Genomic DNA, 26,645 nt, shown 5'->3' with positions numbered 1-26,645 from the left:
CCCCGCCCGGCCCCGCCGGTCACCGCCGGTCCCCCTCGTCGGCCGCGAGTGCGGCGAGCGAGCGCGCCCCGGCCTCGGCGAGCCGGGCGCAGCCGTCCTGCCCCCGGTCTCCGTCCGCGATCACGACCGCGTACCGCAGGGTGAGCGCCGCCGCCGGGGCGAGGTCGACCTCGGTGTCGAAGAAGGGCGCGGGGCAGACCGCCGCGAAGGGGTCCGACCGGAGGAACCACCGGGTGGGTTGGCCGACCCCGGTGGCCGCCGCGTTGGCCTCGTCGTCGACGAAGGTGAGCGTCGACCACCGGCCGTGGTCGTCGTGCTGGCCGACGAACGCCGCCCACGGCGCCCGTTCTCCCATGAGTTCGTCGGCTCCGGTGGTCCCGGGCAGCTCGAGCCGCCCTCCGGTGAACGACCGGGGGCCCCGCCAGAAGAAGCCGCCGTAGCCGGCGTTCTCCCTGCCCTTGGTGGTGGGGCTGCCGAAGGCGACCGCCTCGGCTCCGAGGTTGGTCATCGTCGACTCGAAGGCCAACACCCAGGCGTCGACCTCTGGAGCGAGTTCGACCGCGAAGCGGCGGTGTTCGGCGATCCTCGGCACGCCCTGTTGGCTGTGCCAGCGCAGCGCCTCGTCGACGACGGCGGCGCCCCGGGAGAGCTCGGCCCGGCCGAAGCCCTCGTGGTCCATGGATCCGTCGTTGTCCAACTGCTGGTATCCGCTGCCCGTCACGTAGGTGGGGCCGCCCCAGAAGTTGTCCTCACCGACGTGCGGCAGCGACCAGGCGATGCCCCGGTGCCACACGTGGTCATGCGGGCGGAAGAGGCTGACCAGGTCTCCGCCGAGCGTCCGCAGGGGGTGGAAGAACGGTCGGGGGGACTCCAGCTGGACATCCCACGGCCGGTAGACGTAGCGGACGATCTCCCGCCCGTCCACGGTCACCTGGAGCGAACGCTCCGCCTCATGTCGCAGGCCGAGGCCGGCCGCGGCTGGTTCGGTCGACGTGGGCAGGGGGCCGGAGGACGGTCGCTCCGGACGGGGGGTGGCGTACTCGGTGTGCACGGACGGCTCGCCTCCGCTGGTCGGGTCGTGGTGTCGGGTTCGGGGCCGGGGTCAGCCCGGGCGGTTGTCCTGCGGGCACGCCGGGGCGCGCTGGCGCCGGGGTGGCACGGCCACCCCGGCACGCTTCGCCGCACCGTCCGCCCGCCGTCGGGGACAGCGCTTTCTCAGGGGGAGGGCCACGGCACCGCGCCGCCGCTCATCCGGCCGTGGAAGGGGTGACCGGCCGTGATCTCGCCTCGGCGGACGGCTACCCCCGTGAAGGAGGAGGCGTAGATCGCGGCGACCAGCTCCAGGGTGGACCGGGAGTCGACGACCGACACGGGCAGCGGTAGCCCGCCCTCGAGGGCGGTCAGCAGCGCGTCGAACTGGGCGCGGTGCCCGCTGGCCACGTCCGGCTCCCCGGTGTCCCAGGCCTCGCGCACCTCGGCCTCCCGTCCCGGCACCGGCGTGACCCGCCAGTCCTGGTCCCGGTACCCGTAGAGGTGTTCCACCTCGACGGTCGCGTGCTCGAGGTCGAACCGCAGGTAACTGGTCTCCCTGGGCGACAGCAGCGAGTTCACCACGGTCGCCACCGCCCCGTTCTCGAAGCGCACGACGGCGCAGGACACGTCCTCGGTGGCCGTGGGGCGCGCCTTCCGGTCGGCGACGGCGGTGACCTCGGTCCACTCGCCGAGCACGGAGAGCAGGAGGTCCATCTGGTGGATGCCGTGGCCCATCGTGGGGCCACCGCCCTCGACCTCCCAGTTGCCGCGCCACGGCACGGCGAAGTACTCGTCGGGCCGGTACCAGAGCGTGTGGCAGACCGCGACGAGCGGCCGGCCGAGGTCACCCGCCTCGACCAGGCGTCGCAGGCGCAGCGCGGCGCTGCCGAACCGGTGCTGGAAGACGGTCGCGAACCGGGCACCGCCGGCCCGTTCGGCGGCCAGGATGTCGTCGAGTTCGGCCAGCGAGAGGGTCGGGGGTTTCTCGCACAGCACCGACACGCCCGCCTGCAGGCAGGTGATGGCCTGCTCGTGGTGCGCTCCGGGTGGCGTGCACAGGTGCACGAGGTCCGGGGCCGTCTCCCGCAACGCGGTGGCCAGGTCGGTGTACCGGTTCTCGACACCCCACCGCGCGGCGAACTCGTCGAGCCGCCCCTGGTCCACGTCGACGGCCGCGACCAGCTCGGCGCGCTCGGTCAGCCCGCTGAGCCCGTCGGCGTGGGCGTGGGCGATGCCCCCCGTGCCGACGATGGCGATGCGCGTTCGTCCCATCGTTCCTTTGTTTCACACCAGCACGGGAACGGAGCGGCCACAACGGGACAGGCGGCCGGTGCCGGCCACGTACGTCAGGGCGGAGTCCCCACCCCGCCCTGACAGGCCCGGTTCCTGGCTCCGCCACCGGCGACGGGCGGCTCCTCCACGGCTTCGGCGCACCCTGGCCGGGCCACCCGGAGGCACGGCGGGGAGCCGTCCGGCGTCACCCGATCTGGGGCAGCACCTTGTCGCGGGCCTCGGCGTAGCGTTCCCGCACCTGGGGGGCCGGGTCCTCGTCGTAGCCGAGCGTGTCGCCGATGGCCCACTCCGGCGGCTCGGCGCCGCCCGCGAGCAGCCACGCGGCCTGCCGCGCCGCGCCGTCGGCCACGTACTCCCCGGGAGCCGGCACCACCACGGGACGGCCGAGCAGTGCCGAGGCGATGCGGCACACCGCCTCCGAACGGGCGCCGCCACCCACCAGCAGGACCCGGTCGCAGCGGACTCCCTGGGCGATGAGGGCGTCGAGCCCGTCGGCCAGGCCGCACAGCATGCCCTCGACCGCCGCCCTGGCGAGGTGGGCGGCCGTGGAGGTGCGCAACGTCAGACCGTGCACCGAACCGGTGGCGTCCGGGCGGTCGGGGGTCCGCTCCCCCTCCAGGTAGGGGACGACGACGAGCCCGTCGCTGCCCGCCGGGGCGGACAGGGCGAGGCGGCCCAGTTCGTCCAGGCCGACCCCGAGCGTGCCGGCGACCGCGTCGAGCACCCGGGCGGCGTTGAGCGTGCAGACCAGCGGCAGGTGCCGGCCGGTGGCGTCGGCGAACCCGGCGACGATGCCGCTGGGGTCGGCGACCGCGTTGTCGGCGACGGCGAACACGGTGCCGGAGGTTCCGATCGAGATGACGACGTCGCCGGGGCGCGCGCCGACACCGAGACCGGCGGCCGCGTTGTCACCCGCCCCGGCCCCCAGCGCGGCCCCTGCCGGGGTGCGGCCGGCGGTGTCCTTCGGGCCCAGCACCTCGGGCAGCACCGCGTCGTGGCCGAGGCCGAGGGTCAGCAGGTCGCGCCGGTACTCCCCGGTGGTGGCCGACCAGTACCCGGTGCCGCTGGCGTCGCTTCGGTCGGTGGCGAGGGTCTCGATCCCGGCGGCGCCGGCGAGTTTCCAGGTGAGCCAGTCATGGGGGAGCGCGACGGCGGCGGTGCGTTCGGCGGCCGCCGGCTCGTTGCGCGCCAACCAGCGCAGCTTCGTCACGGTGAAGGAGGAGACCGGGACGACCCCGACCGCCTCGGCCCAGGCCCGGTCGCCCGCACCGTCCGCGCCGAGTTCGGCGCGGAGGTCGAGCGCGGCCTGCCCGGACCGGGTGTCGTTCCAGAGCAGGGCCGGCCGGACGACCTCCCCCGCCTCGTCGAGGCACACCATGCCGTGCTGCTGGGCCCCCACCGAGAGCGCCTGGACGTCGTCGAGCCCTCCTGCCTGGTCCACCGCCTCGCCTAAGGCCTTCCACCACAGGGCCGGGTCGATCTCCGTCCCGTCCGGGTGACCCGCCCGCCCCTGTCGGACGAGCTCCCCCGTGTCGGCGTCCCGCACCACCACCTTGCAGGACTGGGTGGACGAGTCGATGCCGGCGACGAGCGTGCGCTGCTCGGTCATGCCTGTTCTCCTGCTCGGTCGGAGGTGGTTGGTGCCGACGCCCGGGGAAGTCCCCCGGGGCTGACCACGGACTTGAGCGCGGTCGGGTCCCGGCGGGCGGAGAGGAGCGCGTCCTCCACACCGTCGAGGTCGAACCGGCCGGTGACCAGGCCGTCGAGCTCGACGGCCCCCGAGGAGGCGAGGGCGATCGCGGCGGGGTAGGCGTGGGCGTACCGGAAGGTACCGGTGATCCACAGTTCCCTGGCCTGGATGAGGTCCAGCGGCAAGGTCACGGTGGCGCCCATCCCCACCAGGACGACGGTGCCGGCCGCCGCCGCCCTGCGCACCGACCACTCGACGGCGCGGGCCGCGCCGCTGCACTCGAGCACCACCTCGACGGGTGCCAGGTCCGCGTCGGGTTCCTCGGCCACGTTCAGCACCTGGTGGGCGCCGAGGCGGTGGGCCACCCGCAGGCGGTTCTCGTTGACGTCCGTGACGGTCACCCGACCGGCGCCCCTGGCGAGCGCGACCTGGGCGCACAGCAGTCCGACGGGCCCGGCGCCGCTGACCAGGACGCTCTGCCCGGGTTCCACCCTGGCCTTGGCGGCGGCGTGGACGGCCACGGCCAGGGGCTCGATCAGGGCGGCGGCCTCGTCGGACAGCTCGTCGGGGACCGGGTGGGCCCGGCGGGCGTCGACGACGACGTACTCGGCGAACGCCCCGTCCACGGGTGGCGTGGCGAAGAAGACCACGTTGGGGCACAGGTTGTAGCGGCCCCGCGCGCACTGCTCGCACCGGTCGCAGGTGCTCTGCGGTTCCAGCGCCACCCGCTGGCCCACCTCCGGGCCGAGGACCTCCGGGCCGAGTCGGACCACGGTGCCGGAGGCCTCGTGGCCGAGTACCAGCGGCGAGTCGACGACGAAGTCCCCGATCCTGCCGTGTTCGTAGTAGTGGACGTCGGACCCGCAGACGCCGACGGCGGCGACCCGGACCAGGACCTGCCCCGCTCCCGGTTCCGGCACCGCCCGCTCCTCGGTCCTGACGTGACCGACGCGGTCCAGGACGGCCACGCGCTGCCTGGTCATCTTCACCCCCGTGCTCGGTGTGGCGCGCCCAGCCGGGCGCGCCACACCCAGGACGGTCTCGGGTCAGCCGCGAGCGCCGACCAGGTGCTCCAGCGCCAGCTGGGCCAGATCGACGTAACCGTAACCCCGGCGCGCCACGGCCTCCACGTCGAAGTCCTCGAACGCCGTGCGGTCGGCGCGGAGGTCGGCCACGGACTCGCCGGGGGCGAGGGTGGGCTGGGACAGCTCCGGCACCCGGGACGCCTCCAACGCGGCCTGGACCTCGGGATCGGCGCGGAAGGCGGCGGCCCGCTCCTTCAGCAGCAGGTAGGTGCGCATGTTCGCCGCGGCGCTGGCCCAGACGCCGTCGGTGTCCTCGGTGCGCAGCGGCTTGTAGTCGAAGTGCCGGGGGCCGTCGTAACCGCCGTGCTCGAGGAGGTCGACGAGGAAGAACGCCGACAGCAGGTCCCCGTGCCCGAAGACGAGGTCCTGGTCGTAGCGCGGTCCCTTCTGCCCGTTGAGGTCGATGTGGAAGAGCTTGCCCTGCCACAGCGCCTGGCCGATCCCGTGGACGAAGTTCAGGCCGGCCATCTGCTCGTGGCCGACCTCGGGGTTCACGCCGACCAGCTCGTGGTGTTCCAGGGTGGACACGAAGGACAGCACGTGGCCGATCGTGGGCAGCAGGATGTCCCCGCGCGGTTCGTTGGGCTTGGGCTCGATGGCGAACCGCAGGCCGTAGCCCTGGTCGATGGAGTACTGCGCGAGCGTGTCGACGCCCTCGCGGTAGCGGTCCAGCGCGGCGGCGACGTCCTTGGCGGCGTCGGTCTCGGAGCCCTCGCGACCTCCCCAGAGCACGTAGGTGGTCGCCCCGAGTTCGGCGGCGAGGTCCATGTTGCGCATGACCTTCCGCAGCGCGAACCGGCGCACCGACCGGTCGTTGCTGGTCAGCGCCCCGTCCTTGAAGATCGGGTGGCCGAACAGGTTGGTCGTCACCATCGGGACGACGAGCCCGGTCTCCTCGAGGGCCTTCTTGAAGCGTCCGATGTGGCCGTCGCGGGCGGCGTCGTCACTCCCGAAGGGGATGAGGTCGTCGTCGTGGAAGGTGATGCCCCAGGCGCCGAGTTCGGCGAGTCGGTGCACGGCCCGCGCCGGGTCCAGCGCCGCCCGGGTGGCGTCCCCGAAGGGGTCGTTCGCCCGCCAGCCGACGGTCCACAGTCCGAAGCTGAACCTGTCCTCGCGAGTCGGCTTCTCGGCCACGCTGCCTCCCGGTACCCGAAATAGTTTGATGACTGAATTTGTACGCGGGCGGTCCGGTCGGGTCAACCCTCCGCCCGGACCACGACCGGCCCGGCTCCCCCGGCACCCGGTGCGGCGAGGCCCGACGTTCCCCCGTCCGGGGGCCGGGGCCAGCAGGACCGCACCGCGCTCGTCCTCCGGGAACCGGCCGGAAACTAGGGTGGCCGGGTGAACCAGTCGGGCCCGGCCGGGCAGCACACCGTGCGCAGGCACAACTCGGCGTTGGTGCTCAACACCATCGCGGCGGCCGGCGGGTTGTCGCGGGCGTCCGTCGCCGCGCGGACCGGTCTCACCAAGGCCACCGTCTCCAGCCTCGTCGACCGGATGCTCACGGCCGGGCTCGTCGTGGACGGCGGCCCCGAACACCGGGTCGGCCGAGGGCGGCGCGGCACCGCGCTGTCGCTGTCCCCCGCCGGTCCGCACGGGCTCGGCGTCGAGATCGGCGTGGACACCCTCTCCTGCGCGCTGGTCGACCTCACCGGCCGGGTCCGCGTCAGCTGGACGCGGGACGTGGGACGTCGGGGTCGGACGGTGGAGGAGGGCCTCTCCCAGGTGGCCGACCTCGTCGGGCTGGCCCGCGAGGAGGCCGACCGGCTCGGGGTGTCGGTGGGCGGCGTCGGCGTGGCGGTGCCCGGCCTGGTGGAATCCTCGACCGGCCTGCTGCGGAACGCGCCCAACCTGGGGTGGCGCGACGTCCCGCTCCACGACGAACTCCGCGCCCGCACGGGTGTCACCGACCGCCCCCTGCTCGTGGGGAACGAGGCGAACCTCGCGGGCCTCGCCGAACTCTGGTTCGGCGGTCGGGAGGACCGCCGCGACTTCGTGCACGTGTCCGGCGAGATCGGCATCGGGGCCGGCCTCGTGGTGGCCGGGGAGCTCTTCCCCGGCGTGCGGGGCTTCGGCGGCGAGATCGGGCACCTCTCGGTGGACCCGGCCGGTCCGCCCTGTTCCTGCGGCGGCCGGGGCTGCCTCGAACGACTCGCCGGGCGGGCTGCCGTGCTCGCGGCCGCGGGCGTTCCGGCCGAGGCCGAGGACGGTACCGGGGACGGGATGGCCGAGCTCCTCCGGCGGCTGGGTGACGACGACCCGGTCGCGCTGACGGCGGTGACCGACACGGGACGCTGGCTCGGGATCGCGATGGCCGACGTGATCAACCTCCTGGACATCCCGACCGTCGTGCTCGGGGGGACCTACGCCAGGCTCGAACCGTGGCTGCGCTCACCGCTGCTGGCCGAGCTGGACCGCCGGGTGGTGTCCTCCGGCTGGGCACCGGTCGCGGTGGAACCCTCGGTGCTCGGCAGCCGGGCCGCGGTCCAGGGGGCCGCCGGTTGGGTGGTGCGGGGAATCCTCGACGACCCGGAGCCCTTCCTCGTCGGACCGCCCACCTGAGCCGGAACCCGGCCCCGGGGACGGAGGGCGTGGCCGGGATCAGCGCCGACGGGTGGCGTCCCGGATCTCCCCCACCAGCTCCTCCACCACGTCCTCGAGCGCCACGATCCCCAGCGTCCGCCCGTCCGCGCCCCGCACGGCCGCGACGTGCGCGCGGTGCCGACGCATCAACCCCAACGCGCTCTCCAGCGTGTCCTCCGGCCGCACGCCGATCAGGGGCCGCACCCGCTCCGAGGGCACCGGCCGCTCCCGCCGCGCCGGGTCCTCCTCGAGGACGTCCTTCAGGTGCAGGTAGCCGACCGGTTCTCCCGCGTCGTCGACCACCGGGAACCGGGAGAAACCGGTGCGGGTCGCCGCCCGCTCGAGGTCGGCCGGCGTAACGGAGGTCGGTACCGCGTCCAGGTCGGCCAAGGGGAGCAGCACCGAGCGCACACTGCTCTCCGGCAGCGCCAGCGCACCCGTGAGCAGCCGGTACTCGTCCGCGTCCAGCAGTCCCTCCCGCCGGGACTCGGCGGCCAGCGCGGACACCTCCTCCCGGGTGAAGGCCGACGCCACCTCCTCCCTCGGTTCGACCCGCAGAAGCCGGAGCAGGCCGTTCGCCACCGCGTTGAGCACCACGATCGCGGGTTTCAGGATGGTGACCAGCAGGTAGAGCGGCGGCCCCAGCACCAGGGCGGCGGGCACGGGGCCCGCGACCGCCAGGTTCTTCGGCACCATCTCCCCCAACACCATGTGCAGGTAGACGACCACCGCCATCGCGACCGCGAAGGCCACCGGGTGGACCAGCCCCGCCGGAACCCCCAACGCCTCGAACGGCCCCTCCAACAGCCGCGCGACCGCCGGCTCGGCCACCGCGCCCAGGCCGAGGGAGCACATCGTGATCCCCAGCTGCGCGCCGGCCATCATCAACGACACCCGTTCCACGGCGCGCAGGGTGAGCCGGGCGACCCGGGAACCCGCCTGGACCCGCGGTTCCAACTGGGTGCGCCGCACCGAGATGAGGGCGAACTCCGCTCCGACGAAGAAGGCGTTGCCGGCAAGCAGCGCGACGGCCACGACCAGGGCGGTGAGCTCACCGGTCACGGTCCTCACCCCCTCGATCCGCGCGGCCGCCCCGGCCGTGCGGGCCGGGGTCGCCCCGGCTCGTCCCACCCGGTGAACCCGACGCCGGGTCACCCGGCTCGGCATCCGGACCGGCGCGCCGGCCGGGCTCTCCCTCGGCCTCGTCCCGCACCAGGAGCTCCACCAGATCGACCCGGAGCGCGTCCCGACGCCGAACGGTGAGGACCACCTCCTGGCCCGGCAGCGCCAGCCTGGCCTCGTCACCGACCTCGGGGATGCGGCCCAGCAGGTGGCTCACCAGCCCGGCCACCGTGTCGTAGTCGGGGTGTTCGGGCAGCGCGGTCCCCGTGATCTCGGCGATCTCGTCCGGCCGGAGCAACCCGGACAGCAGCCAGGCCCCCGAGGCGAGTCGGCGCGCCTGGGACACCGGCCGGTCGTGCTCGTCGCTGATGTCCCCGACGATCTCCTCGACCACGTCCTCCAAGGTGACCACGCCGGCGGTGCCACCGAACTCGTCGACGACCACCCCCAGCTGCAGCCCGTACCCCCGCAGCCGGACCAGCAACGGGTCGAGCGGCAGCGTTTCCGGTACGAGCAGGGCGTCGGAGACGACCGCCCGCACCTCGGTGGCGGCCCGGCGGTCGACGGGGACCGCGACCGCGTGCTTCAGGTGCACCACCCCCACCAGGTCGTCGAGGTCGTCGACGACCACCGGGAACCGGGAGTGGCCGGTGGCCCTGGCTCGGGAGACCACCTCGGACACCGGCGCGTCCGCCCGGACGAAGCGCACCCGCCCGCGCGGGGTCATCACGTCCCCCGCGGTGCGTTCGCCGAACTCGAGGGACCGGGTGACCAGGCGCGCCGTCCCCGAGTCGAGCGTGCCCTCCTCACCGGACCGCTGCACCAGTGACGCGAGTTCCTGCGCGGACCTCGCCGAGGCCAGCTCCTCCCGGGGCTCGACACCGACCGCCCGCAGCAGTGCGTTGGCGCTGCCGTTCAGCACCCGCAGCAGGGGGCGGGCGAGCGCGGTGAAACCACGTTGGGCACCGGCGACCGCCCGCGCGACCACGAGGGGCCTCGCGATCGCCCAGTTCTTGGGCAGCAACTCACCCAGCACCATCTGGAAGGCGGTGACCAGGACGAACGCCAGGGTGAACGCCACGCCGGAGGCGGCGGCCCCCAGACCGACGGCGTCGAGCGGGCCGACCAGCAACGCGCCGAGGGAGGGCTCCGCGACGTACCCGGCGACGAGACTGGTCACGGTGATGCCCAGCTGCGCGCCGGACAGCTGGGTCGAGAGCGTCCGCAGCGCGGAGAGGACCCCGGCGGAACGGGCGTCCCCGCGCTGGGCCCGCTCCTCGACGGTGGCGCGGTCGACCGTGACGAGGCTGAACTCGGCGGCGACGAACAACGCGTTCAGGAACACCAGCAGGACCACGACGCCCAACAGCAACCACTCGGTCACAGACAACCCCCGCGGATGATCGCCGACCGTGGATCGACGGTACCGCCTTGGTGCCCCACCGGCCGGAGGACCAAACCCGCCGCCCCTCCCCCGAGATCAGGAGCGGGCACCACCAGGCCCCCCGACCACCTTCCCGGGGATCAGGAGCGGGGACGGCCGGGGCGGGGCGCCCCGCCCACCGGCCCGCGCGGGCCGCGTGCCGCCAGGTCGGCGGGCAGCTCGACCCGGGTGAGCGGAACGCTGCGCCGCACGTCCGCCCCTGCGGCGTACCGCATCACCTCGTGCCCGGTGTGCGGGCAGGCGGACACCCCGCTCACCTCGCGGTAGGCGTCACCGGTCCGGCGCGCCATCTCGCGCCAGAACGTTTCCGCCGTGTCGTACTGGCTGGTGGTCAACCAGCTGCACCCGGGCGCCAGCTCGCGGGCCGCCAGCACCATCCGCCTCCCCAGCCCGCGCCCACGGAACGCGTCGTCGACGACCACGTTGCCGACGTACCCGAGCCGGCACTCCGCGCACACCTGGAAGAGCATCCAGCCGACGGCGGTCCGCCCCTGCCGCACCTCGATGCGTTGGATCCCGGCCGGGCGGGCCGGCCGGCGGTGCACCAGCCTGAGCTGCTCGGCGCGGAGTCTCCGCAGCCAGTACACGGGGTTGAGCCGGCGCAACCCACGGCGCACCGCGCCGTGCCGGTGCCAGGAGCCCTGGACGTAGGGCTCCGTGGTGCCGAAGGGCGTCCCCGCCCCGGCTGGTCCGCGCTGTCGGCCGTCCACCGGCCCACGGGGCTCGATGGTGTCGAGTGCCTGTCCCACCAGGTCGGCCGCGACCCGGTACACCTGCCGGCGGTCGTCGTCGAGTTCCGTCGCGGTGTGGCCCTCCGAGCGACGACGGCAGACCTGCCGTGTCGCGGCCAGCCGTGACGGATCGCTGTCGACGCTGCGGACCAGGAGTCTCATGTAGAGGGCGAGTCGCTGCGGACCACCGGCCGAGCGGGAGGAACCGCGCCTCGACGGGCCGCGTACCTGCGGGTCGAAGTCCTCCCGCACTCGGATGGCGTAGGCGTAGGTCCGGAGAACGTCTCGTTCCAGCCTCGCCGAATCCTCGGCCGTGCGTGGTCGCGGCACCCCGGCGCCTCGCGTCTCCACGCGATGGCCAGTCATACCAGAAGCCCTACCGATAGCCCGTCACCCGTCGATCTCACCGCAGCGACCATGACCCATTATTGATACGGGACTCGATCGGGTAAAGCGAGGTATCCATCGAGTGTTGATGATTACGTGGGGACAGTGAATCACTTCCAGGTCGACCCGATCTCGTTCGGTGCTCGGCTCTCCCCCGTCCACCGGTGACCGTTCCTCGCACGCCGCCACGCACCGCCCGGGACGAGGGACCACTCACTTCGACCCCGGCCGCCGACCGCGTTGGGGGTGGTCGGGGCCGACCGCATGCCGCCGGGAGTCCGGGTGGGGGATCCACCGTCACCTGCCCGGACGTCGCACCTCAGATGTCGGGGACGCCCTGCCCCACGCCCCGGCCCTCAGAGCACCCGGCGGCCCCACCGGGTGCACCGCGCGGCGCGGGAACGGGATCCGCCCGCTTCCGCCGGGGGCGGCGCGGGGCCGGCAGGCGCACGGCGCGGCTCCGGCGGGCGGTCAACCACGGCGGGAACGCGACCGCCGACCTCCGACTGGTAGGACGCGGAACACGGGCACGTGCCGGGCCGCCCGCGCGAAATCCGGTTCGGACAGCCCGGTGGGCAGGGGGCGTCCCGGCCAGCGGCTCCCACGCCACTCCAGGCGCCGACGCAGCACGGGTGCCCTGTCGGCCGGATCGACCTCCACCAGGCGCACCGGCCTCCGCCCCCGGCCGAGCACGGCCCGGCCTCGGGCGGCACGCACGTCGGCGAGCCACTCCGAACCGGAAATCGTCGACACGAGGTATCGGCCGCCCTCGTACCGGGTGACGAGGACGGGCCTGGCGACCACACGGCCGCCGCGCCAACCGCGCACCCGCAGCGTCGTCCGACCGTTCCCCCGGAGCTGGAGGACCATCCCGGCAACCGTGCCCATCCCGCCTCGGCGCCGGCGGAGCGACCCGCCAGCGGGAACGCGGGCGCGACGCCACCAGCCGGGTACCACCGCGAGTCGTCGCGTCGCGACCAACGCGCCCATCGGCCGCCTCCCTCCCCCGCCAGGGCACGGCCAGCCGGGCCAGGGCCATCCAGCCCTGGCCGAGGACCGCGTCCCCGCTCCGCCGCGTACCACCGGCCCGCAAGACCTACCCGCGGTCGTGGCCCCCAAACCGACCCAGTCGGGGTGGTCCCGCCGCTCCGCCGTTCCCCGCTGGTCGGCTGGCCGGTAGCGAGGGGACACGCCACCGCGCTCATCCGGCCGAGCGAGTGTGCCGCCGACAGCGACCTGGAGTGGACGGCGCTGACCCCGGGCGAGTTCATGTCGAACCTGCTGGAGTGGGCGGAGACCCTCCGGGAACGCGGGTACGTCACCGAACCGTTCCCCGACGTCCGGAGCGCGATCGTGCACGAGGCCGACATCGCGGCCGTCGCCGCCACCGCCCTCGTCCAGGGGGGCCACGGTGGACGCGAGTACTGGGTGACCGGGCCGGAGGCCCTCACCGTGCACGACAAGGTCCGGACGATCTCGGACGTGCTGGGGCGGGAGATCCGGTACGTCGAACAGACCCGTGAGGAGGCGGTGGCCGGCTGGCGGGCGGCCGGCTTCACCCAGGAACACATCGAGTTCTTCCTCGAGATGCGGACCAATCCGCCCCGGCAGGGGGCCGTGCCACAACCCACCGTCGAGGAGGTCACCGGTCACCCGCCTCGGGCCTTCGAGCGGTGGGTCCGGGAGAACGCCGCCGCCTTCGGCGGCTGACAGCGGTCAGGGCACCCCGCACCGGGGTGCCCTGCCACCACATTGTTGGCTGTCGGGTCGACAGGGGGCAGGCGAACCGTGCCGGTTCCCGGCGGCCGGGTCAGACGAGCAGGATCGCCCGGTCCCGCACGCGGTCCCAGACCTCCACCGGGAGCTCCGCGGCGATCAGCAACTCCTCGACCGTGAAGAAGGACGTCCCCTGCTGTCCCCTGGTCCGCACGATGGTCGCGGCCTGCTCCGGGGTGAGGCCGCAGGTCTGGGCGATCGCCTCGGCCGGGGCGGCACCGAGGTCGACCAGGCCGCCGTCGTCGTAGGTGCCCGCCAGGTCGGGACGGCCGATCTTGAGTTCCCTGGCGAGCAGCGGGTCATCCGCGACGAGGGTGCGGGCCTCGTCGCGCTTCGCCCGCGCGGCGAGGGCCGCGGCGACGGCGGGATCGGACGCGGACGCGGGCGCGCCCTCCTGGGGAGCCCCCTCGTACACCTGGCGGCGCAACGGCGAGATCAGGACACAACCCAGGATCATGGCGGTCAACGCCAACAGCCCGCCGAACGCACCCACCGAGGGTTCGCCCTCGGGCCCCGTCTCGGGCGTGGCCAACACCAGGACGTAGAGGACCGCGTCGATGGCGCCGAACAGCCAGGCGTACCTCCGCGCCTTGGGGGTGCGCAGCCTGGACGCCGCGTGGGCGAACGGCACCCAGGCGAACAGGCCCAGCGAAACGAGGACCACCGGGTAGTACCAGAAGCCGCGAGGCCCCCTGCCGCCGGTGGCGACCGCACCGGTCTGGTCGCCCCGCGTGCCTTCCTGGCTCGTCATGTCCCTCCCCCTCACCACGACGCCCGTCCGACGTCAGCTGGTATGTCCACCGACGCTCTCCCGCCGAGGGCCACCGTGTCGCCCCGGAGATCGACGGCCAGCGACCCGCCGTTACAGCCTTCGAGTCGACACCGGGACGAGCTCGCGACGCTCGACAGCCGGCCTGTCGGGCAGGCGGCGGGCCGACGCTACCACCGCGCCGACAGGCGGCAGGCCACGCGAGGACGGCGACCGGCGACGGCCGCACCAGGCGATCGGGTCCGGCTGGCACGCCCTCGCTCCGGCCCCGGATCCCGATCGATGCCAGGCCACAGCACCGACGAGGTGGGACGGGAGGTGTTGGTCGTTCCCGCCTCGTTCGGTGCCTCGGGTTCCAGCCACGCGTTCGGGCACTGCTCGCCCGGTTCAGGACATCGCGCCTGGCGACCCCTCGGGAACACCCAAGCTCCCCACCAGGCACCGAACGGCGCGACCGCACGCCCCCACGCCGGCGAGCGGGTACCGCGATCCTCGGCGACGGCCACCGATCCCGCCGCCACGGCCCCCTGGGGGCGCTCACCCCGGCACCACCTCCCCCGCTCAGCGACGGCCAGCTCCGGGAGCTTGTCACTCGTCCGAGGGGCCGCCACTAGGCTTCCCCGGTGATCAACCCGAGGTGGATCCCGGAGTCGTGGCAACGGTTCGGCGGCACGGCCTGGTACTCCCTGCTGGGACTGGTGCTCCTCGTCGGGTCGCTGGTACCGGCGTCGCACGGTCACGGAACGAGGTTCGGCGGGATGCCGGACCGCCCGTTCGACGTCCTGGCCGTCGTGGCGATCGCCCTCCAGTGCCTCCCGCTGGTGGCGTGCCGGCGGTGGCCGGTGCCCTGCCTCGCGCTGGTGTCCGTGGGCTTCGCCGCCGACCAGCTCCTGGGCTACCACTCGTTCGCGGGCACCGCCCTGCCGCTCGCCCTGCTGAACGCGGGGTCACGGCTCGACCGGCGGCGGCGGGCCACCGCACTCGGGTTCTCCGCGGCGTACGTGCCGTTCGCCGCCGCGTTCCCCCTGCTCGGCGCCGGTGAGCCGCTCGCGGAGGTCCTGACCTTCTACCTGGCGCTGGTCCTCTTCTGGGCCGTCGGGACGTGGTTGCGCTCCACCCGCCTGCTGGAGGCCGAACGTCGCCGCCGGGTCGCCGAGGACACCCGTGCCGCCGAACGCGCCCGGATCGCGCGGGAGCTCCACGACGTGGTCACCCACCACGTGACGGCGATGGTCGTGCAGGCCGAGGCCGCCCGTTACCTCACCTCGGCGCCCGAACGCCTGGACCAGAGCCTGACCTCGGTCACCGCCACCGGCCGGCGTGCCATCTCCGACCTGCGGCACCTGCTCGACGTGCTCAGTCCGGACCACGAGGTCCAGTCGTCGTCCTCCGACGAGCTCCGCGCGCTCGTCGAGCGGACACGCCAGGCCGGGCAACCCGTGGAGTTCACGGAGGAGGGCACCCCCTCGACGGTGGCCGGGCGTGCCGGTCCGGTCGCCTACCGCGTGGTGCGGGAGGCACTGACCAACGCCCTCAAGTACGCGCACGGCAGCGGCACCCGGGTGCGGGTGCGGCACGGCGAGGAGGAGATCACCGTGGAGGTCAGCACCGACGGTTCCGGCACCTCGGCCGGCTCACCAGGCGGGAACGGCCGGGGCCTCGCCGGGCTGCGCGACCGGGTCGACGCCCTCGACGGCGAGTTCACCGCCGGCCGGGACGCCGACGGCGGGTTCCTCGTGCGGGCCCGCCTCCCGACCGGGGTCCCGTCATGACCGCTCCGATCCGCGTCCTGGTCTGCGACGACCAGGTGCTGGTCCGCACCGGGCTGGTGACGATCATCGACGCGCAACCCGACCTCGACGTGGTGGGCGAGTGCGGGGACGGGAAGACCGCCGTCACGCTGGCCGGCCGGCTGGAGCCGGACGTGGTCGTGATGGACGTGCGGATGCCGGTGCTCGACGGCATCGAGGCGACCCGCCTCCTGGCCGGTGCCGACGTCGCCCAACCGGTCAAGGTGCTCGTGGTGACCACGTTCAACCTGGACGAGTACGTCTACCAGGCGCTGCGCGCCGGGGCGAGCGGGTTCCTGCTCAAGGACGCTCCGCCGAGCCAGCTCCTGGACGGCATCCGGACCGTGGCGTCGGGCGCGGCGCTGTTGGCGCCGGAGGTGACGCGGCAGCTCGTGGGCAGGTACGCGACGCGGATCCGGCCGGCGGCCAGCGCTCCGAACGACCTGCCGCTGACCCCGCGTGAACTCGAGGTGCTCCGGCTCGTCGCGGACGGCCTTTCCAACAGGGAGATCGCCACGGCACTGGTGCTCAGCCAGGAGACCGTCAAGACCTTCGTGTCCCGCATGCTCGGAAAACTGGGACTGCGCGACCGCGTCCAGGCCGTCGTCTTCGCCTACCGCAACGGCCTGGTCACCTGATCGCTCGGCCGCCAGGCGCGTGGCGCGGGCGGCGACCAGCACCAGCCCGCGCCGGGAAGCGGCGGTTCGGCGCCTACGAGGGGTCCGCCGCTTCGGAGACGACCCGCTGGATCGCCTCGACCACGACCTCGGGTTCGTCGAGGTAGATGTGGTGCCCACTGTCGCTCGCGGTGCTCAGGGTGCTCTGGCTCGACACGGCCAGCCACTTCCGCTGCCCCTCGGACCACGCCCGCTCCAGGTCCGGCCCGTACTCGGGAATGGCCGTGAGGTAGTCCCCGCCGTGCTGGAGGACCTCCACCGGGATGTCCCCGGCGGAGGCGACCTCGCCGTCGGCGACCGCCAGCCGCTCGGGCCACTCCCCCTCGAAGACGGCCAGGGTCTGGTCCCGCAGCTCGGCCGCCGGCCCGGTGGCTGATTCCGGGATGCTCGCCCGGAGGTCCGCGCCCTGCGTCGGGGAGGTGGCGTCGATGAGGACGAGGCCGCGGACCCGGTCCTGGTGGTCGGGGGCGTACCGGGCGGCGATCAGCCCGCCGAGGGAATGCCCGGCCAGGACGACCGGGGCGTCGCCGGCGACCTGGTCGATCACCTCGGTCAGGACCTCCCCGGTGCTGTCGAGGGTCTGCGGGCCGGCTGGCTCGTCGCTGTCACCGGCGCCGAGGCGGTCGTAGGAGCAGACCCGGTCCCGCTCACCCAGGGTCTCCTGGAGGTCCGCCAGCTCCGCGAGCCCGTCGCCTCCCCCGTGCAGGAGGACGACGACCGGCCTGCCCTCCACCGGGTCGCCCGAACAGGACACCCGCACGGAACGGCCGTCGACGTCGATCGACGAGACGCCGGTGAACGCGTCCCGTGGCTCGCCGGCGGTCGAGGTGGCGTTCGCGGAGGGGGCCGGGGAGGGCTGCGGGGCCGCGTCGCAGCCCGCCAACGCGGTCCCGGCCACGGCGGCCAACAACGCGGCCGCGACGGATGCCTTACGGGTCATGAGGAACTCCAGGTGCGGAAGCTGTGGGCGGACCGGCACGCGATGACGCGGGCGTGCCGGAAGCGGTGTCGCTGGCACGGCACGGGAAGTCGGGGGCCGGGCGAGCCGGTCGAACCACTGGCCCGGTGCGGGGTTCACCGCCCCACGCCATCGCTGGTCAAGAAGCTACGGAGCCACGGGCGCCATGTCGTCACCACTCGGTGGACACTCGCGTGTAGCTCGCTCGGGGGACAGCGCGGAGCCACACCGGCGACGGTTCGTGCGCGTCGGTCGCGACGGAGGTGCCGCCCGCTCTGGGCGGCGATCCCACCTCCCCAAGGACGGCCCGGCCGTGACCCGCTGGCCGCGATCGCCCACCGGCGGAGAGACGACCCGGGACGGGCGGGGGAGGGAACGGGGCTGGGCGGCCGAACCGGACGCGGTGGACGCGGCGGGCACGAACGTGCCGGGCCCGCTCAACCTCCTGACCGGTGCCGCCGCCGATCGCCGCCCGCGGGGTGGTGCCGCTGGTGATCGGGGCCATCGTCGTGCACGGGGGAAGTGGGAGTTCGAACCCCGTGGCCGGGGTCGTCGCCTGGACCCGGTTCGGCCCGGTGCCCTGCTGATCCTGTGACGGAACCCGGGTCGGCGCCGACCCGCCGACCACCCGGATCGACGCGAGTCGACCGGAGCACCGGCGAGGTGGGATTCGCTTCACCGATGGGACATCGAGCCGCCCCGACGGTGCGCCGGGCCGGTGGACCCGAGGGGTTCGGACAGGAAGGGGTGGGACGCCCGCCCCGGCAACCTCGAGGAGCTGGACTAGGCGCTACCCGCTCTGCCCGCCTTGACCGCCGCGAGGAAGGTGTTCCAGGAGCGTTCGCTCACGATCAGGATGCCGCCGTCCCGGTCCTTCGTGTCGCGGATCGCGGCGCCGCCGCCCACAGGCGCGATTTCGACGCAGGAGCCGTTGCTCGCGGTGTAGCTGCTGGTACGCCATCGGAGCTGGCCGGGGTCCACTGGAACCATCGCAGCCACCTCCTCTCCTTGTCTGGTCATCGGTATCGTTCAACCAGTTTAGCGATCAGCTCGCGGGACGACCCCGGATCCCGTGCGACGTTGCGCAACCGCTGGTACGCGGCGGCATACTCCTGGATGACGGTGATGTCCTCGGGGTAGGTCGCTCCGGCGAAGTCGTCGAGGTAGAGCATCGTGCCTCGTTCGGGCAGCTTCAACAAGGTGAACCGCGCTCCGGCGACGAACGACTCGTCGTGGTTGGACGTGGGTTCGGGCCGAAAGGGCAGTACGCGGATGTCGACGTTCGCGCGCTCGCCGATGTCGAGCAGGTGCGCCAGCTGGGCTGCCATGACCGCGTCGTCGCCGATGACCCTGTGCAGTGCCGCCTCGTGCAGGATCGCCTCGACCTTGGCTGGTGGTGGCTCGTCGCGGGTGAGGATGCGTTGCCGCCCGATCCGCAGGTCGACCCGTTTGTCGACCTCCTGCCTGCTGGCCAGCGGCGCGCCTGCCTGGAGGATCGCCCGCGCGTAGTCGGCAGTCTGGAGCAGCCCGGTGATCGCCTCGTTCTCGTAGACGCAGATGTCGCTGGCCTCACCCTCCAGGACGAGGAAGCGGGTGAACCAGTTGGGTGCGGCGTCCTGGTACGAGGCACTGCGTCGACGCCGGGCACGCGGTTTGGGCACCGCCGCGAGCCGCAGTGCTTCCGCCGAATCCGCGTCTCCGGCCTCATACAGCTCCAGCAGTGCCGCGACGACCTCCGGCCTGGCCTCCTGCTTGCCGTTCTCGATGCGGCTCATGCTCGCTGACGACAGGTCGACGGATCGGCGCGCTTCGTCGGCGGTGAGGCCGGCGCGCTCTCGCAGCTCGCGCAGCAGGATGCCGAGCTGGATCTGGGCGACGACCGGGTCGTCTACGAACATCGGTACACCCTCCACGTCCGGGGCGCAGGGGCAACGCACGGCCCCGCGACCACCGACAGTCACGAGCAGATTCACCCGTTTATGCGCATGTACGACGGAACTTTCGTCGTAAGCTACATCTAACACCGCCCAGGAAAATCCGCAGGTTCTGCGGTGGCGACTTTAGCCCAGGGCTACGGGGCGGGGAATCGAGCCGGGGGAGGAGGGCTGGGGTGCGGAACAGCCAGCTGCGAGAAACCATTCGCACCGACGACACGAAGCGAAACCGAGTAGCGAGGTCGGTCGCGGCCGAGACCGAGCACATCGGCATCCAGCCACTTCCTGGGGAGTGTGTGGAGCTGGCGCTCACCCGGTCGCGGGCGCTCGCCGTCGCCCGAACCTCCTGGCACTCCACCACGCGTTCTGGAACAGCACCAGGAGGGGGACGTCATGTACAGCGATCTGATCGTCAGCTCGTGGGTTGGCATCCGTGATGACTGTCAGATGACATACCGGATCAACGGCAGTGACGCGGTGGAGTTCACGGTCAGCGGCCACTCACAGACATTCGAGTTGGTCTACGAGGGCGAAGCACTTCGGAAGTTCGTCGAACTGGCCGGCCGGGCGTTGGTCGAGATGAGTGCGCTGGACGAGCAGGGCCGCGAGCTGGCGGATTCACCGAACACGGTGCTGTTGCTGGAGGAAGCCGTTGACCCGGGGCAGCGGGAGTGAGCGGTCCGACGACGGTGCCGTCCTGACCATCTCAGCCGCCGCTGCCCCTGCTCCGGCCGCTGTACGGGGCAGCCGCCGCGGTACACCGCCGCCCAGACCTGGGTCGAGGTCACCCGCTGGCTGGCATGCCCACCCCTTGCCCGGGTTTCGTAGGAGCGGCCGGGACGTCATTCGTCGGCGAGTGGACGGATGGGCGTGATCGTCGGGATGTACACGAGCGCGTCGAAGCTCCCGGTGAGGGAGGGCAGGTCGAAGTAGTGCTCGTCATCGTCGGCGGGGTCGTACAGCCCGGAGATGAGCCTGGTCGGCCAGGAGCGGCCGAGGTCTCCCGCGACCGTCGCCGGGGGTGGTGTGCGCAGGTCGATGGTGCGCTCACCGTGCGCGCCGGCGAGTCGTGCGTCGATGGAGTCCGCGCGCGGAGCGGGGATCGTCGCTCTGGTGATGTGGCCCTGGCCGAAGGTGATGTGCACGGCGAGATACCGATCGTCCAACGCGGTGCGCAGGTGTGAACCGAGCATCGGGCCGGGGTGCGCGGCGATGTGGGCGCTGCCCTCCCACAGCACGATCCGCTCCCCGGTGCGGCGGTGGTGGTCCAGGAGCCGGTCGGCGGCCAGGTGTTCCTCGCGAGCCATGTCGTGGCCGACACCGATCGCGTTCGCGTGGAAGTCCACCACCGCGTCGAGGAGCTCCAGCGCGGCATCCCTCTCGCCGCTGGGCGCCAGCCTGGCCGTGTGGGCTCGGGCTGTGCGGGCCATCTCCACGAAGGGCGTGCCGGGGTGGGTGCCGCGTGCGCGCAGGACGTGCTCGCCGCTGCCGTGCGCGACGCGGATGACGTCGAGGAGCGCTTCGACCCTCACGGCCGTGCCGGCGTCGATCCCGGCCAGCAGGTCGACGACGCGGTCATAGTCCGAGGACAGGACGCGCGAGCTGGCCACGCCGACGATCCGCACCCGAGCACCGGCCCGGGTCCGGTTGAGCTCACGCAACCGGACCAGCGCGTCTCGCATCTCAACGACCTGCCACGGTCCCCACGCCTGGGCGAGCGCGCGGTCGAGGTCGATGTCCTCACCGGACACGTACCGGTCGTACAGGTCGGCGACGCGCTGGTTGTCGAGCACGGCGATGGTCGTGAACCCGCGCTCGACCAGGAGCCAGGTGGTGTCGGTGACGAAGGCGAACACCTCGTGGGCCTCGCGGGTGCTCACACCCAGGCCCACGATCACCGCCTCGCGGGCGGCCTCGGCGATCAGCTCCGGGCGCGCGCCGACAGGCTGCGTGGTGAGCCATGCGGCGACGGGAGGCGACGGGTCGGGCGGGAGGACTGGTGGCGTGCTCATACCAGCAGCCTCGTCTCTCAACATATGTTGAGGTCAAGGGGTGCGGCCGGATCACCTCAGCCGCGTCCACGGGCTGGCGGAGCTCAGGAGCCCGGTGCCGCGCCCGGCTCACCGAGCTCAGCCGAACCGGGCGAATTCAGCTGGCCATTGAGGTCGGCCACCCGTTGCTCGGCCTGGCGTGGCGATCCGATCGCCGAGGCTGGTGCTCCGGTGGGGACTCGTCGGGTGCACCGCCGTGCCGGATGGGCACGTCGTCCGTTGTGTCGTTGCTCGTGTTCCCGGCGTGGTGGCCACCGGGCCTGACCGGCCGGTGCTCGGGGCTCGGCAGGGCACCACGATGGCGACGACACGGGAGCGGACCCGCCCGATGCGGGAGAACGAGCTCGAACCCCGGCCAACGATCCCATTGGCAAGGGTTCGAGCCTCGTGCGCGAGGTGGGGCGCCTGGGGCTCGAACCCAGAACCTACGGATTAAAAGTCCGCAGCTCTACCAATTGAGCTAACGCCCCGCGCTGGCATTCTAGACCACCGCGACGCGCCCGGGGTTCCTGGAGCGCGGTGGCCGGGGCTCGGCCCCGGCTCCCATCTCGCCGAGGCGCTCCTCCGGGGTCAGCCGGGGGCCAGGAGGGCCGTGATGGTGACGATCACCGGCACCGAGACCACCGTGGTGATGAGGATGGCGTCCCGGGCCAGGTCGACGGCCCGGTCGTAGCGGATGGCGTACACGAAGATGTTCTGCGCGGTGGGCAGGGCCGCGGTGATGGTCGCGGCGAGCAGCATGGTCCCCTCCAGGCCGAGCGCGTAGCGGGCGAGGAGGAAGGCCACGACCGGTTGCAGCAGGTTCTTCAGCGCCACGGCGGTCCACAGGTCCCGCTTGTACCGGCCGCTGCCGGGGCGGCCTCCGCCGTGCAGCGAGATCCCGAACGCCAACAGCATCGCCGGAACCGCCATCGCGCCGACCAGCTGGAACGGCTGGAGCACCAGCTCGGGCAGCGGGAGGCCCGCCAGCGCCACCCCCAGCCCGAGGAATGACGCGATGGTCACCGGGTTACGCAGCGGCTGGGCGAAGACGCGCCACAGGGAACGCCGCCGCCCGGCGGTCGCCGTGTCGAGCACGGCGAACGACAGGGGCGTCATGACGACGAGCTGGAAGATCATGATCGGTGCGGCGTAGGCGGCGTCCCCGAGCACGTAGACCGAGATGGGGATACCGAGGTTCCCGGCGTTGACGTAGCTCGCGGTGAGCGCGCCGATCGTGGTCTCCGCGACGGAACGCCGCAGTACCAGCCAACTGACGAGGACGAAGACGAGCGCGGCGACCACGGTGCTGGCGACGGTGACCACGAGCGTGGGGGAGAAGACCGTTCCCACGTCGGCGGTGGCGAGCGTCTCGAAGAGCAACGCGGGAGTCGCGACGAAGAAGGCCAGTGTGGATAGCACGTCCCGACCGGACGGCCCCAGGGTCCCGGTGCGACCGAGGAGGTAGCCGATCCCGATGACCACCGCGATGACGCTGAACCCGGCGATGACGCCCTGCACCGCACTCCTCCCGTTCCTCGGCCCTCCGCTCGCCCCGGCGCCCGGAGCGGGTCAGGCCGGTGGCGCGCCGGCCAGCACCGCCCTGCGCCCCACGCGTTCGTGCCACCCCAGCGCGGTGATCGCGGTGATCACGACGACGAACCCGATCCACTGGGTGGCGACGAGGTGCTCGCCGAGCACCGTGACGCCGATGAACGCCGCGGTGGCGGGGAAGGCGAGTTCGGCGAGGGTCGCCCTGGCGGCCGGTGTCCCCCGCAGCCCCAGGTAGTACACGCTGAGCGAGATCAGCCCGGGAATCAGCGCGAGCAGGATGAGACCGACCGCGTTCTCCCAGCCCACCGCGAGGGGATCGCCCTGAACGGTGAGCACCGCCAGTGCGGCGGGCAGCCCGAGCCCGAAGCGGAGGACCGTGACGTCACGGGCTGGGATCGAACGGCTCACCACCCGCCCGAGCACGGTGCCAGCGGCCCACAGCACCGCCGCCCCGATCGCCAGCAGGGCTGGCTGGAGGGCGCTGATCTGGACGGACAGCGGGTCGGGGAAGCTGAGCAGCCAGGCTCCGGCCAACGCGGGGAGCGCGAAGGCCCAGTAGCGGGCCCGCACCCGTTCCCCGAGCAGGAGGTAGGCGGCCAGGACGGCGAACAGGGGTTGCAGCTTCTGGAGCACCAGTGGCGTGATCCCATCGCCCACCGCGAAGGCCGCGGTGAACAACGCCGTGGCCAGCGCCGAGGAGCCGACGCCGATGGTCACCATCGCCACCCGCTCCCGGACCCCGGAGCGGCGGAAGGCCCGCACGGCGCTCGGCAGGAACGGCAGCATCACCAGCACGATGATCAGGTGTTCCCAGAACACCACCGAGGAGGCGGGCAGGGTCTCGGCCAGCGGTTTGCGCAGGAGCCCGTCCGTGCCCCACAGCGCGGCGGCGCAGGCGACCAACCAGGTCCGGTCTCCGGTTCCCGAGGTGCGGGCTCCGCCCGCTGTCTCCCCTGCCGTCGTCACTCGAACACGGTAATCACCGAGGCCAGGGGACATTTCGGGCTCCGGCGCGCGCCCACTCCTCCGCCGGCGGGGCACTGGTCGACGCCCACCGCCGCTGACCAGGTACGACGGAGGCTGGACCACGCGGGACGGCGGCCGTTCCGGCCGATCGGGAGTGATGCGGGGCGCAAAGCGACAACGGTCACTGCCCGGTCCGCGCCCGCAGTGTCCCGTCCGCCGCCCTGGTCGGTCCACGACAGGGCGCGGATCCTCGGGCCCTCGTGCCGCCGGGCGCCGCCCCGCTCGGCGTCGAGGAACGCGGTCGGCCTGGGCTCGACGAACGCGGTCGGCCGGAGGCGGCCCGTCGGCCCGCCCACCGACCAGCCCTCCACCCGTGGGGTGTCCCCCGTCACGGCCACAATGGGGACGTGACTACCGAGGCCCTGACCAAGCCAGCGCTGCGGATCGGCCCGCACGCGGTCGACCCGCCCGTGGTGCTCGCGCCGATGGCCGGCATCACCAACATCGCCTTCCGGCAGCTGTGCCGCGGCTACGGCGCGGGTCTCTACGTGTGCGAGATGATCACCTCGCGCGCCCTGGTCGAGCGCCACCCGGGGACGCTGCACATGATCCGGTTCGACGAGGACGAGCGCCCCCGCTCGATGCAGCTCTACGGCGTCGACCCGGTGACGATGGGGCGCGCGGTCCGCATGATCGTCGACGAGGACCTCGCGGACCACGTGGACATGAACTTCGGTTGCCCCGTCCCCAAGGTGACCAGGCAGGGTGGCGGCGCGGCGCTGCCGTTCAAACGTCGGCTGTTCGCCTCCATCGTCCGGGCCGCCGTCCGCGAGGCCGCCCCCGCCGGGATTCCCGTGACCGTGAAGTTCCGGGTCGGTATCGACGCCGACCACACGACGTTCCTCGACGCTGGTCGGATCGCCGAGGAGGAGGGCGCGGCGGCGGTGGCCCTCCACGCCAGGACCGCCGCGCAGCGGTACTCCGGCACCGCCGACTGGACGCGGATCGCCGAGCTCAAACAGGCCGTGCGCACCATTCCCGTACTCGGCAACGGCGACATCTTCAGCGCCGACGACGCGCTGCGCATGGTCCGGGAAACCGGTTGTGACGGGGTGGTGGTGGGGCGGGGCTGCCTCGGACGCCCCTGGCTGTTCCGCGATCTGGAGGCGGTGTTCGCCGGTCGTCCGGTGCCGCCCGCTCCCAGGCTCGGCGAGGTGGCGGGGGTGCTGCTCCGCCACGCGGAACTGCTGGCGGACCACCTCGGGGAGGACAAGGCCTGCCGCGACCTGCGCAAGCACATGTCCTGGTACCTGCGCGGGTTCCCGGTGGGCAACGACCTGCGCCGGTCCTTCGGGCTCATCACGAGCATCGCCGAGCTCACCGACCTGCTGGGCAGGCTGGACGCGTCCGCCCCGTTCCCCTCGGACGCCGAGGGACCGAGAGGCCGGCAGGGCTCGGCCGGCAAGGTGGCCCTGCCCGCCGGTTGGCTGAACGACGCCGAGGACGACACCGTGCCAGCGGGAGCCGAGATCGACCACTCGGGAGGATGACCGGGCTCGCTCGAACGAGTGGGCTTCGGCGGATAAACCTGGATTACGGCACCGGAGTGTCGCGTGGCAATCCATCCATCGCACAGTGACAGCGGTGGGTGGAGGCAGGAAACTGGGCTGTGGGCCAGGAAGCGACCTCCACACGACCCGCCGTCGAACTCCCGGTGTCCGTCGGCGACCGCCGCCGGAGGAGGCGGCTCCACGGCTACCGCCACGGCCTCTCCACCGGAGAGATGAGGGCACCCGCGATCGGCCCAACGGGAACCCGGCGGACGTCGCCACCACGGTCAGCCAGATGAGCGAAATCGAAACTTCACTGCGATGGCGCCTCAAGCGACACCGTCGGAGAGTCGACACCTCAGACATGTAGGGAGGTGTGTGCGGTGACCGTACTGCAACCCGATGTCAGCGAGTCCGGACCGGGGCGTGAGCGAGGGCAGACGGGCACGGGCGCTGCCGCCGGCTCTCGGGACGGCGGCCCCAGGCGACGCGGAGAGCGGGCGCACCACCTCGCCGACATGATCGACACCTCGGGTCTCGTCCGCCTGCACGAGTCCATCGCGGCGCTCCACGCCTCGCGGGGGCAGTGGCGGGAGGCGTACCAGCACCTGCGGTCCGCGCTCGACCTGGCGAGCACCGAGGGTTCCGAGCCCATCCGGGTACCGGAACAGCTCCGCAGGGAGGTCGACCGCCTGCGGCGGGAACACGCCGAGGTGCACGAGCAGAGCCTGCGGGACGACCTGACGGCCAGCTACAACCGCCGGTACCTCGACCAGCGCCTCGTCGGCATGCTGGCCGACCTCGGCCGGGCCGGGACCCCCGGTCGGGGGCTCGCGGTGGCCCTGGTCGATCTGGACCTCTTCAAGCAGGTGAACGACACCTACGGACACCTGGTCGGTGACCGGGTGCTCCAGCGCGTCGTCGACCTGTTGCAGGAAGGACTCCCGGGCGAGGCGTTCTGCGCCCGGTACGGAGGCGAGGAGTTCGTGTTGGTGCTGCCCGACATCGACGAGGCCACCGCCGTGGCCGTCTGCGAGACCGCCCGGGCTCGTATCGAGCGGCACCCGTGGCAGCAGTTGACGGCGGGTCTCCGGGTGACGGTGAGCATCGGGCTCGCCCACCAGCCCCGGCCGGCGGAGGGCGCCGCGAGACCTCCGGAGAACCACGAGGAGCAGTTGCTCCAGGCCGACAGCCTGTTGTACACGGCGAAGCAGTCCGGCCGGAACGCCGTCGCCTACCGGGACCAGGGCCGGGCTCGGCTCGCCGGGGCGGCC

General features: G+C 73.0%; 24 protein-coding genes and 1 tRNA gene. 8 read left to right on the top strand and 17 right to left on the bottom strand.

Going from position 1 to position 26,645, the window contains the following annotated elements; genetic code table 11:
* Positions 1 to 19: 19 nt before the first annotated feature.
* The 5 genes from ACTIDRAF_RS0204545 to xylA all read right to left on the bottom strand — a co-directional run bounded on the left by ACTIDRAF_RS0204545 (position 20) and on the right by xylA (position 6,234).
* A complete protein-coding gene (locus tag ACTIDRAF_RS0204545) occupies positions 20 to 1,051 on the bottom strand; it encodes a DUF6807 domain-containing protein (RefSeq protein ID WP_016697526.1) in 1,032 nt (343 codons plus the stop codon).
* Positions 1,052 to 1,215: 164 nt separating this feature from the next.
* Entirely contained in the window at positions 1,216 to 2,304 is a 1,089-nt protein-coding gene (locus tag ACTIDRAF_RS0204540; RefSeq protein WP_016697525.1) for a Gfo/Idh/MocA family protein, read from the bottom strand.
* A gap of 205 nt (positions 2,305 to 2,509) precedes the next feature.
* The gene (gene xylB / locus ACTIDRAF_RS0204535; protein WP_016697524.1) at positions 2,510 to 3,934 is read right to left on the bottom strand and encodes a xylulokinase; all 1,425 of its coding nucleotides are present in this window, start codon (positions 3,932 to 3,934) and stop codon (positions 2,510 to 2,512) included.
* Positions 3,931 to 4,998 (bottom strand): NAD(P)-dependent alcohol dehydrogenase, encoded by a 1,068-nt coding sequence (locus ACTIDRAF_RS0204530; protein ID WP_039785783.1) that lies wholly within the window; start codon positions 4,996 to 4,998, stop codon positions 3,931 to 3,933. The genes xylB and ACTIDRAF_RS0204530 overlap by 4 nt, the downstream gene beginning before the upstream one ends.
* 63 nt (positions 4,999 to 5,061) lie before the next feature.
* Positions 5,062 to 6,234, bottom strand: a complete 1,173-nt coding sequence (gene xylA / locus ACTIDRAF_RS0204525) for a xylose isomerase (RefSeq protein ID WP_016697522.1) — start codon at positions 6,232 to 6,234, stop codon at positions 5,062 to 5,064.
* 207 nt (positions 6,235 to 6,441) lie between these two features.
* On the opposite strand from xylA, the gene ACTIDRAF_RS0204520 reads away from it, so the two are divergent.
* Positions 6,442 to 7,662 (top strand): ROK family transcriptional regulator, encoded by a 1,221-nt coding sequence (locus tag ACTIDRAF_RS0204520; protein ID WP_016697521.1) that lies wholly within the window; start codon positions 6,442 to 6,444, stop codon positions 7,660 to 7,662.
* A gap of 39 nt (positions 7,663 to 7,701) precedes the next feature.
* On the opposite strand, the gene ACTIDRAF_RS0204515 is transcribed toward ACTIDRAF_RS0204520, so the two are convergent.
* The 4 genes from ACTIDRAF_RS0204515 to ACTIDRAF_RS27210 form a co-directional block, all read right to left on the bottom strand.
* A complete protein-coding gene (locus tag ACTIDRAF_RS0204515; RefSeq protein ID WP_026065774.1) occupies positions 7,702 to 8,745 on the bottom strand; it encodes a hemolysin family protein in 1,044 nt (347 codons plus the stop codon).
* On the bottom strand, positions 8,735 to 10,189 hold the full coding sequence (locus ACTIDRAF_RS0204510; RefSeq protein WP_016697519.1) for a hemolysin family protein: 1,455 nt from the start codon (positions 10,187 to 10,189) through the stop codon (positions 8,735 to 8,737). Before ACTIDRAF_RS0204510 ends, ACTIDRAF_RS0204515 begins: the two co-directional genes overlap by 11 nt.
* A 140-nt stretch (positions 10,190 to 10,329) precedes the next feature.
* The gene (locus ACTIDRAF_RS0204505) at positions 10,330 to 11,346 is read right to left on the bottom strand and encodes a GNAT family N-acetyltransferase (RefSeq protein ID WP_155886207.1); all 1,017 of its coding nucleotides are present in this window, start codon (positions 11,344 to 11,346) and stop codon (positions 10,330 to 10,332) included.
* Between the two features lie 492 nt (positions 11,347 to 11,838).
* A complete protein-coding gene (locus ACTIDRAF_RS27210) occupies positions 11,839 to 12,357 on the bottom strand; it encodes a hypothetical protein (protein WP_157162834.1) in 519 nt (172 codons plus the stop codon).
* A 144-nt stretch (positions 12,358 to 12,501) separates the two neighbouring features.
* On the opposite strand from ACTIDRAF_RS27210, the gene ACTIDRAF_RS27205 reads away from it, so the two are divergent.
* A complete protein-coding gene (locus tag ACTIDRAF_RS27205; RefSeq protein WP_016697516.1) occupies positions 12,502 to 13,077 on the top strand; it encodes a Rossmann-fold NAD(P)-binding domain-containing protein in 576 nt (191 codons plus the stop codon).
* 100 nt (positions 13,078 to 13,177) lie between these two features.
* Here the strand turns inward: ACTIDRAF_RS27205 and ACTIDRAF_RS27200 are convergent, their stop codons facing one another.
* The gene (locus ACTIDRAF_RS27200; protein ID WP_016697515.1) at positions 13,178 to 13,894 is read right to left on the bottom strand and encodes a hypothetical protein; all 717 of its coding nucleotides are present in this window, start codon (positions 13,892 to 13,894) and stop codon (positions 13,178 to 13,180) included.
* Between the two features lie 641 nt (positions 13,895 to 14,535).
* Here ACTIDRAF_RS27200 and ACTIDRAF_RS0204485 point away from each other — a divergent pair.
* On the top strand, positions 14,536 to 15,684 hold the full coding sequence (locus tag ACTIDRAF_RS0204485; RefSeq protein ID WP_016697514.1) for a sensor histidine kinase: 1,149 nt from the start codon (positions 14,536 to 14,538) through the stop codon (positions 15,682 to 15,684).
* The gene (locus tag ACTIDRAF_RS0204480) at positions 15,681 to 16,340 is read left to right on the top strand and encodes a response regulator (protein ID WP_016697513.1); all 660 of its coding nucleotides are present in this window, start codon (positions 15,681 to 15,683) and stop codon (positions 16,338 to 16,340) included. The genes ACTIDRAF_RS0204485 and ACTIDRAF_RS0204480 overlap by 4 nt, the downstream gene beginning before the upstream one ends.
* Positions 16,341 to 16,413: 73 nt before the next feature.
* Here the strand turns inward: ACTIDRAF_RS0204480 and ACTIDRAF_RS0204475 are convergent, their stop codons facing one another.
* Complete coding sequence (locus ACTIDRAF_RS0204475; protein WP_016697512.1) at positions 16,414 to 17,319, bottom strand: alpha/beta fold hydrolase; 906 nt, start codon at positions 17,317 to 17,319, stop codon at positions 16,414 to 16,416.
* Between the two features lie 470 nt (positions 17,320 to 17,789).
* On the opposite strand from ACTIDRAF_RS0204475, the gene ACTIDRAF_RS35235 reads away from it, so the two are divergent.
* On the top strand, positions 17,790 to 17,924 hold the full coding sequence (locus tag ACTIDRAF_RS35235; protein WP_016697511.1) for a hypothetical protein: 135 nt from the start codon (positions 17,790 to 17,792) through the stop codon (positions 17,922 to 17,924).
* 196 nt (positions 17,925 to 18,120) lie between these two features.
* Here ACTIDRAF_RS35235 and ACTIDRAF_RS0204465 read toward each other — a convergent pair whose 3' ends face one another.
* Both ACTIDRAF_RS0204465 and ACTIDRAF_RS0204460 read right to left on the bottom strand, forming a co-directional pair.
* A complete protein-coding gene (locus ACTIDRAF_RS0204465) occupies positions 18,121 to 18,327 on the bottom strand; it encodes a DUF397 domain-containing protein (protein WP_026065773.1) in 207 nt (68 codons plus the stop codon).
* Between the two features lie 26 nt (positions 18,328 to 18,353).
* Positions 18,354 to 19,235 carry a helix-turn-helix domain-containing protein gene (locus ACTIDRAF_RS0204460; RefSeq protein WP_016697509.1) on the bottom strand — a complete coding sequence of 294 codons (882 nt, stop codon included), beginning with the start codon at positions 19,233 to 19,235 and terminating at the stop codon, positions 18,354 to 18,356.
* Between the two features lie 429 nt (positions 19,236 to 19,664).
* Between ACTIDRAF_RS0204460 and ACTIDRAF_RS0204455 the strand changes: the two genes are divergently transcribed.
* A complete protein-coding gene (locus tag ACTIDRAF_RS0204455) occupies positions 19,665 to 19,946 on the top strand; it encodes a hypothetical protein (protein ID WP_016697508.1) in 282 nt (93 codons plus the stop codon).
* A 167-nt stretch (positions 19,947 to 20,113) separates the two neighbouring features.
* On the opposite strand, the gene ACTIDRAF_RS0204450 is transcribed toward ACTIDRAF_RS0204455, so the two are convergent.
* The 4 genes from ACTIDRAF_RS0204450 to ACTIDRAF_RS0204435 all read right to left on the bottom strand — a co-directional run bounded on the left by ACTIDRAF_RS0204450 (position 20,114) and on the right by ACTIDRAF_RS0204435 (position 23,821).
* Positions 20,114 to 21,283 carry an erythromycin esterase family protein gene (locus ACTIDRAF_RS0204450; protein WP_016697507.1) on the bottom strand — a complete coding sequence of 390 codons (1,170 nt, stop codon included), beginning with the start codon at positions 21,281 to 21,283 and terminating at the stop codon, positions 20,114 to 20,116.
* Between the two features lie 436 nt (positions 21,284 to 21,719).
* Positions 21,720 to 21,792, bottom strand: a tRNA-Lys gene (locus tag ACTIDRAF_RS0204445).
* Positions 21,793 to 21,892: 100 nt separating this feature from the next.
* Positions 21,893 to 22,822 carry an AEC family transporter gene (locus ACTIDRAF_RS0204440; protein WP_016697506.1) on the bottom strand — a complete coding sequence of 310 codons (930 nt, stop codon included), beginning with the start codon at positions 22,820 to 22,822 and terminating at the stop codon, positions 21,893 to 21,895.
* A gap of 51 nt (positions 22,823 to 22,873) precedes the next feature.
* A complete protein-coding gene (locus ACTIDRAF_RS0204435) occupies positions 22,874 to 23,821 on the bottom strand; it encodes a DMT family transporter (RefSeq protein ID WP_016697505.1) in 948 nt (315 codons plus the stop codon).
* 407 nt (positions 23,822 to 24,228) lie between these two features.
* On the opposite strand from ACTIDRAF_RS0204435, the gene dusB reads away from it, so the two are divergent.
* Together dusB and ACTIDRAF_RS27195 are read left to right on the top strand one after the other, a co-directional pair.
* Complete coding sequence (dusB, locus tag ACTIDRAF_RS0204425; protein WP_016697503.1) at positions 24,229 to 25,371, top strand: tRNA dihydrouridine synthase DusB; 1,143 nt, start codon at positions 24,229 to 24,231, stop codon at positions 25,369 to 25,371.
* 518 nt (positions 25,372 to 25,889) lie between these two features.
* The coding region (locus tag ACTIDRAF_RS27195) for a GGDEF domain-containing protein (RefSeq protein ID WP_016697502.1) at positions 25,890 to 26,645 on the top strand (756 nt) is incomplete at its 3' end.

The organism is Actinoalloteichus spitiensis RMV-1378 (assembly GCF_000239155.1).
Taxonomy (GTDB): Bacteria; Actinomycetota; Actinomycetes; order Mycobacteriales; family Pseudonocardiaceae; genus Actinoalloteichus_B; species Actinoalloteichus_B spitiensis.
Note: the sequence above shows the minus strand (reverse complement) of the source record. Positions and strands in the feature narration are given on the sequence as shown.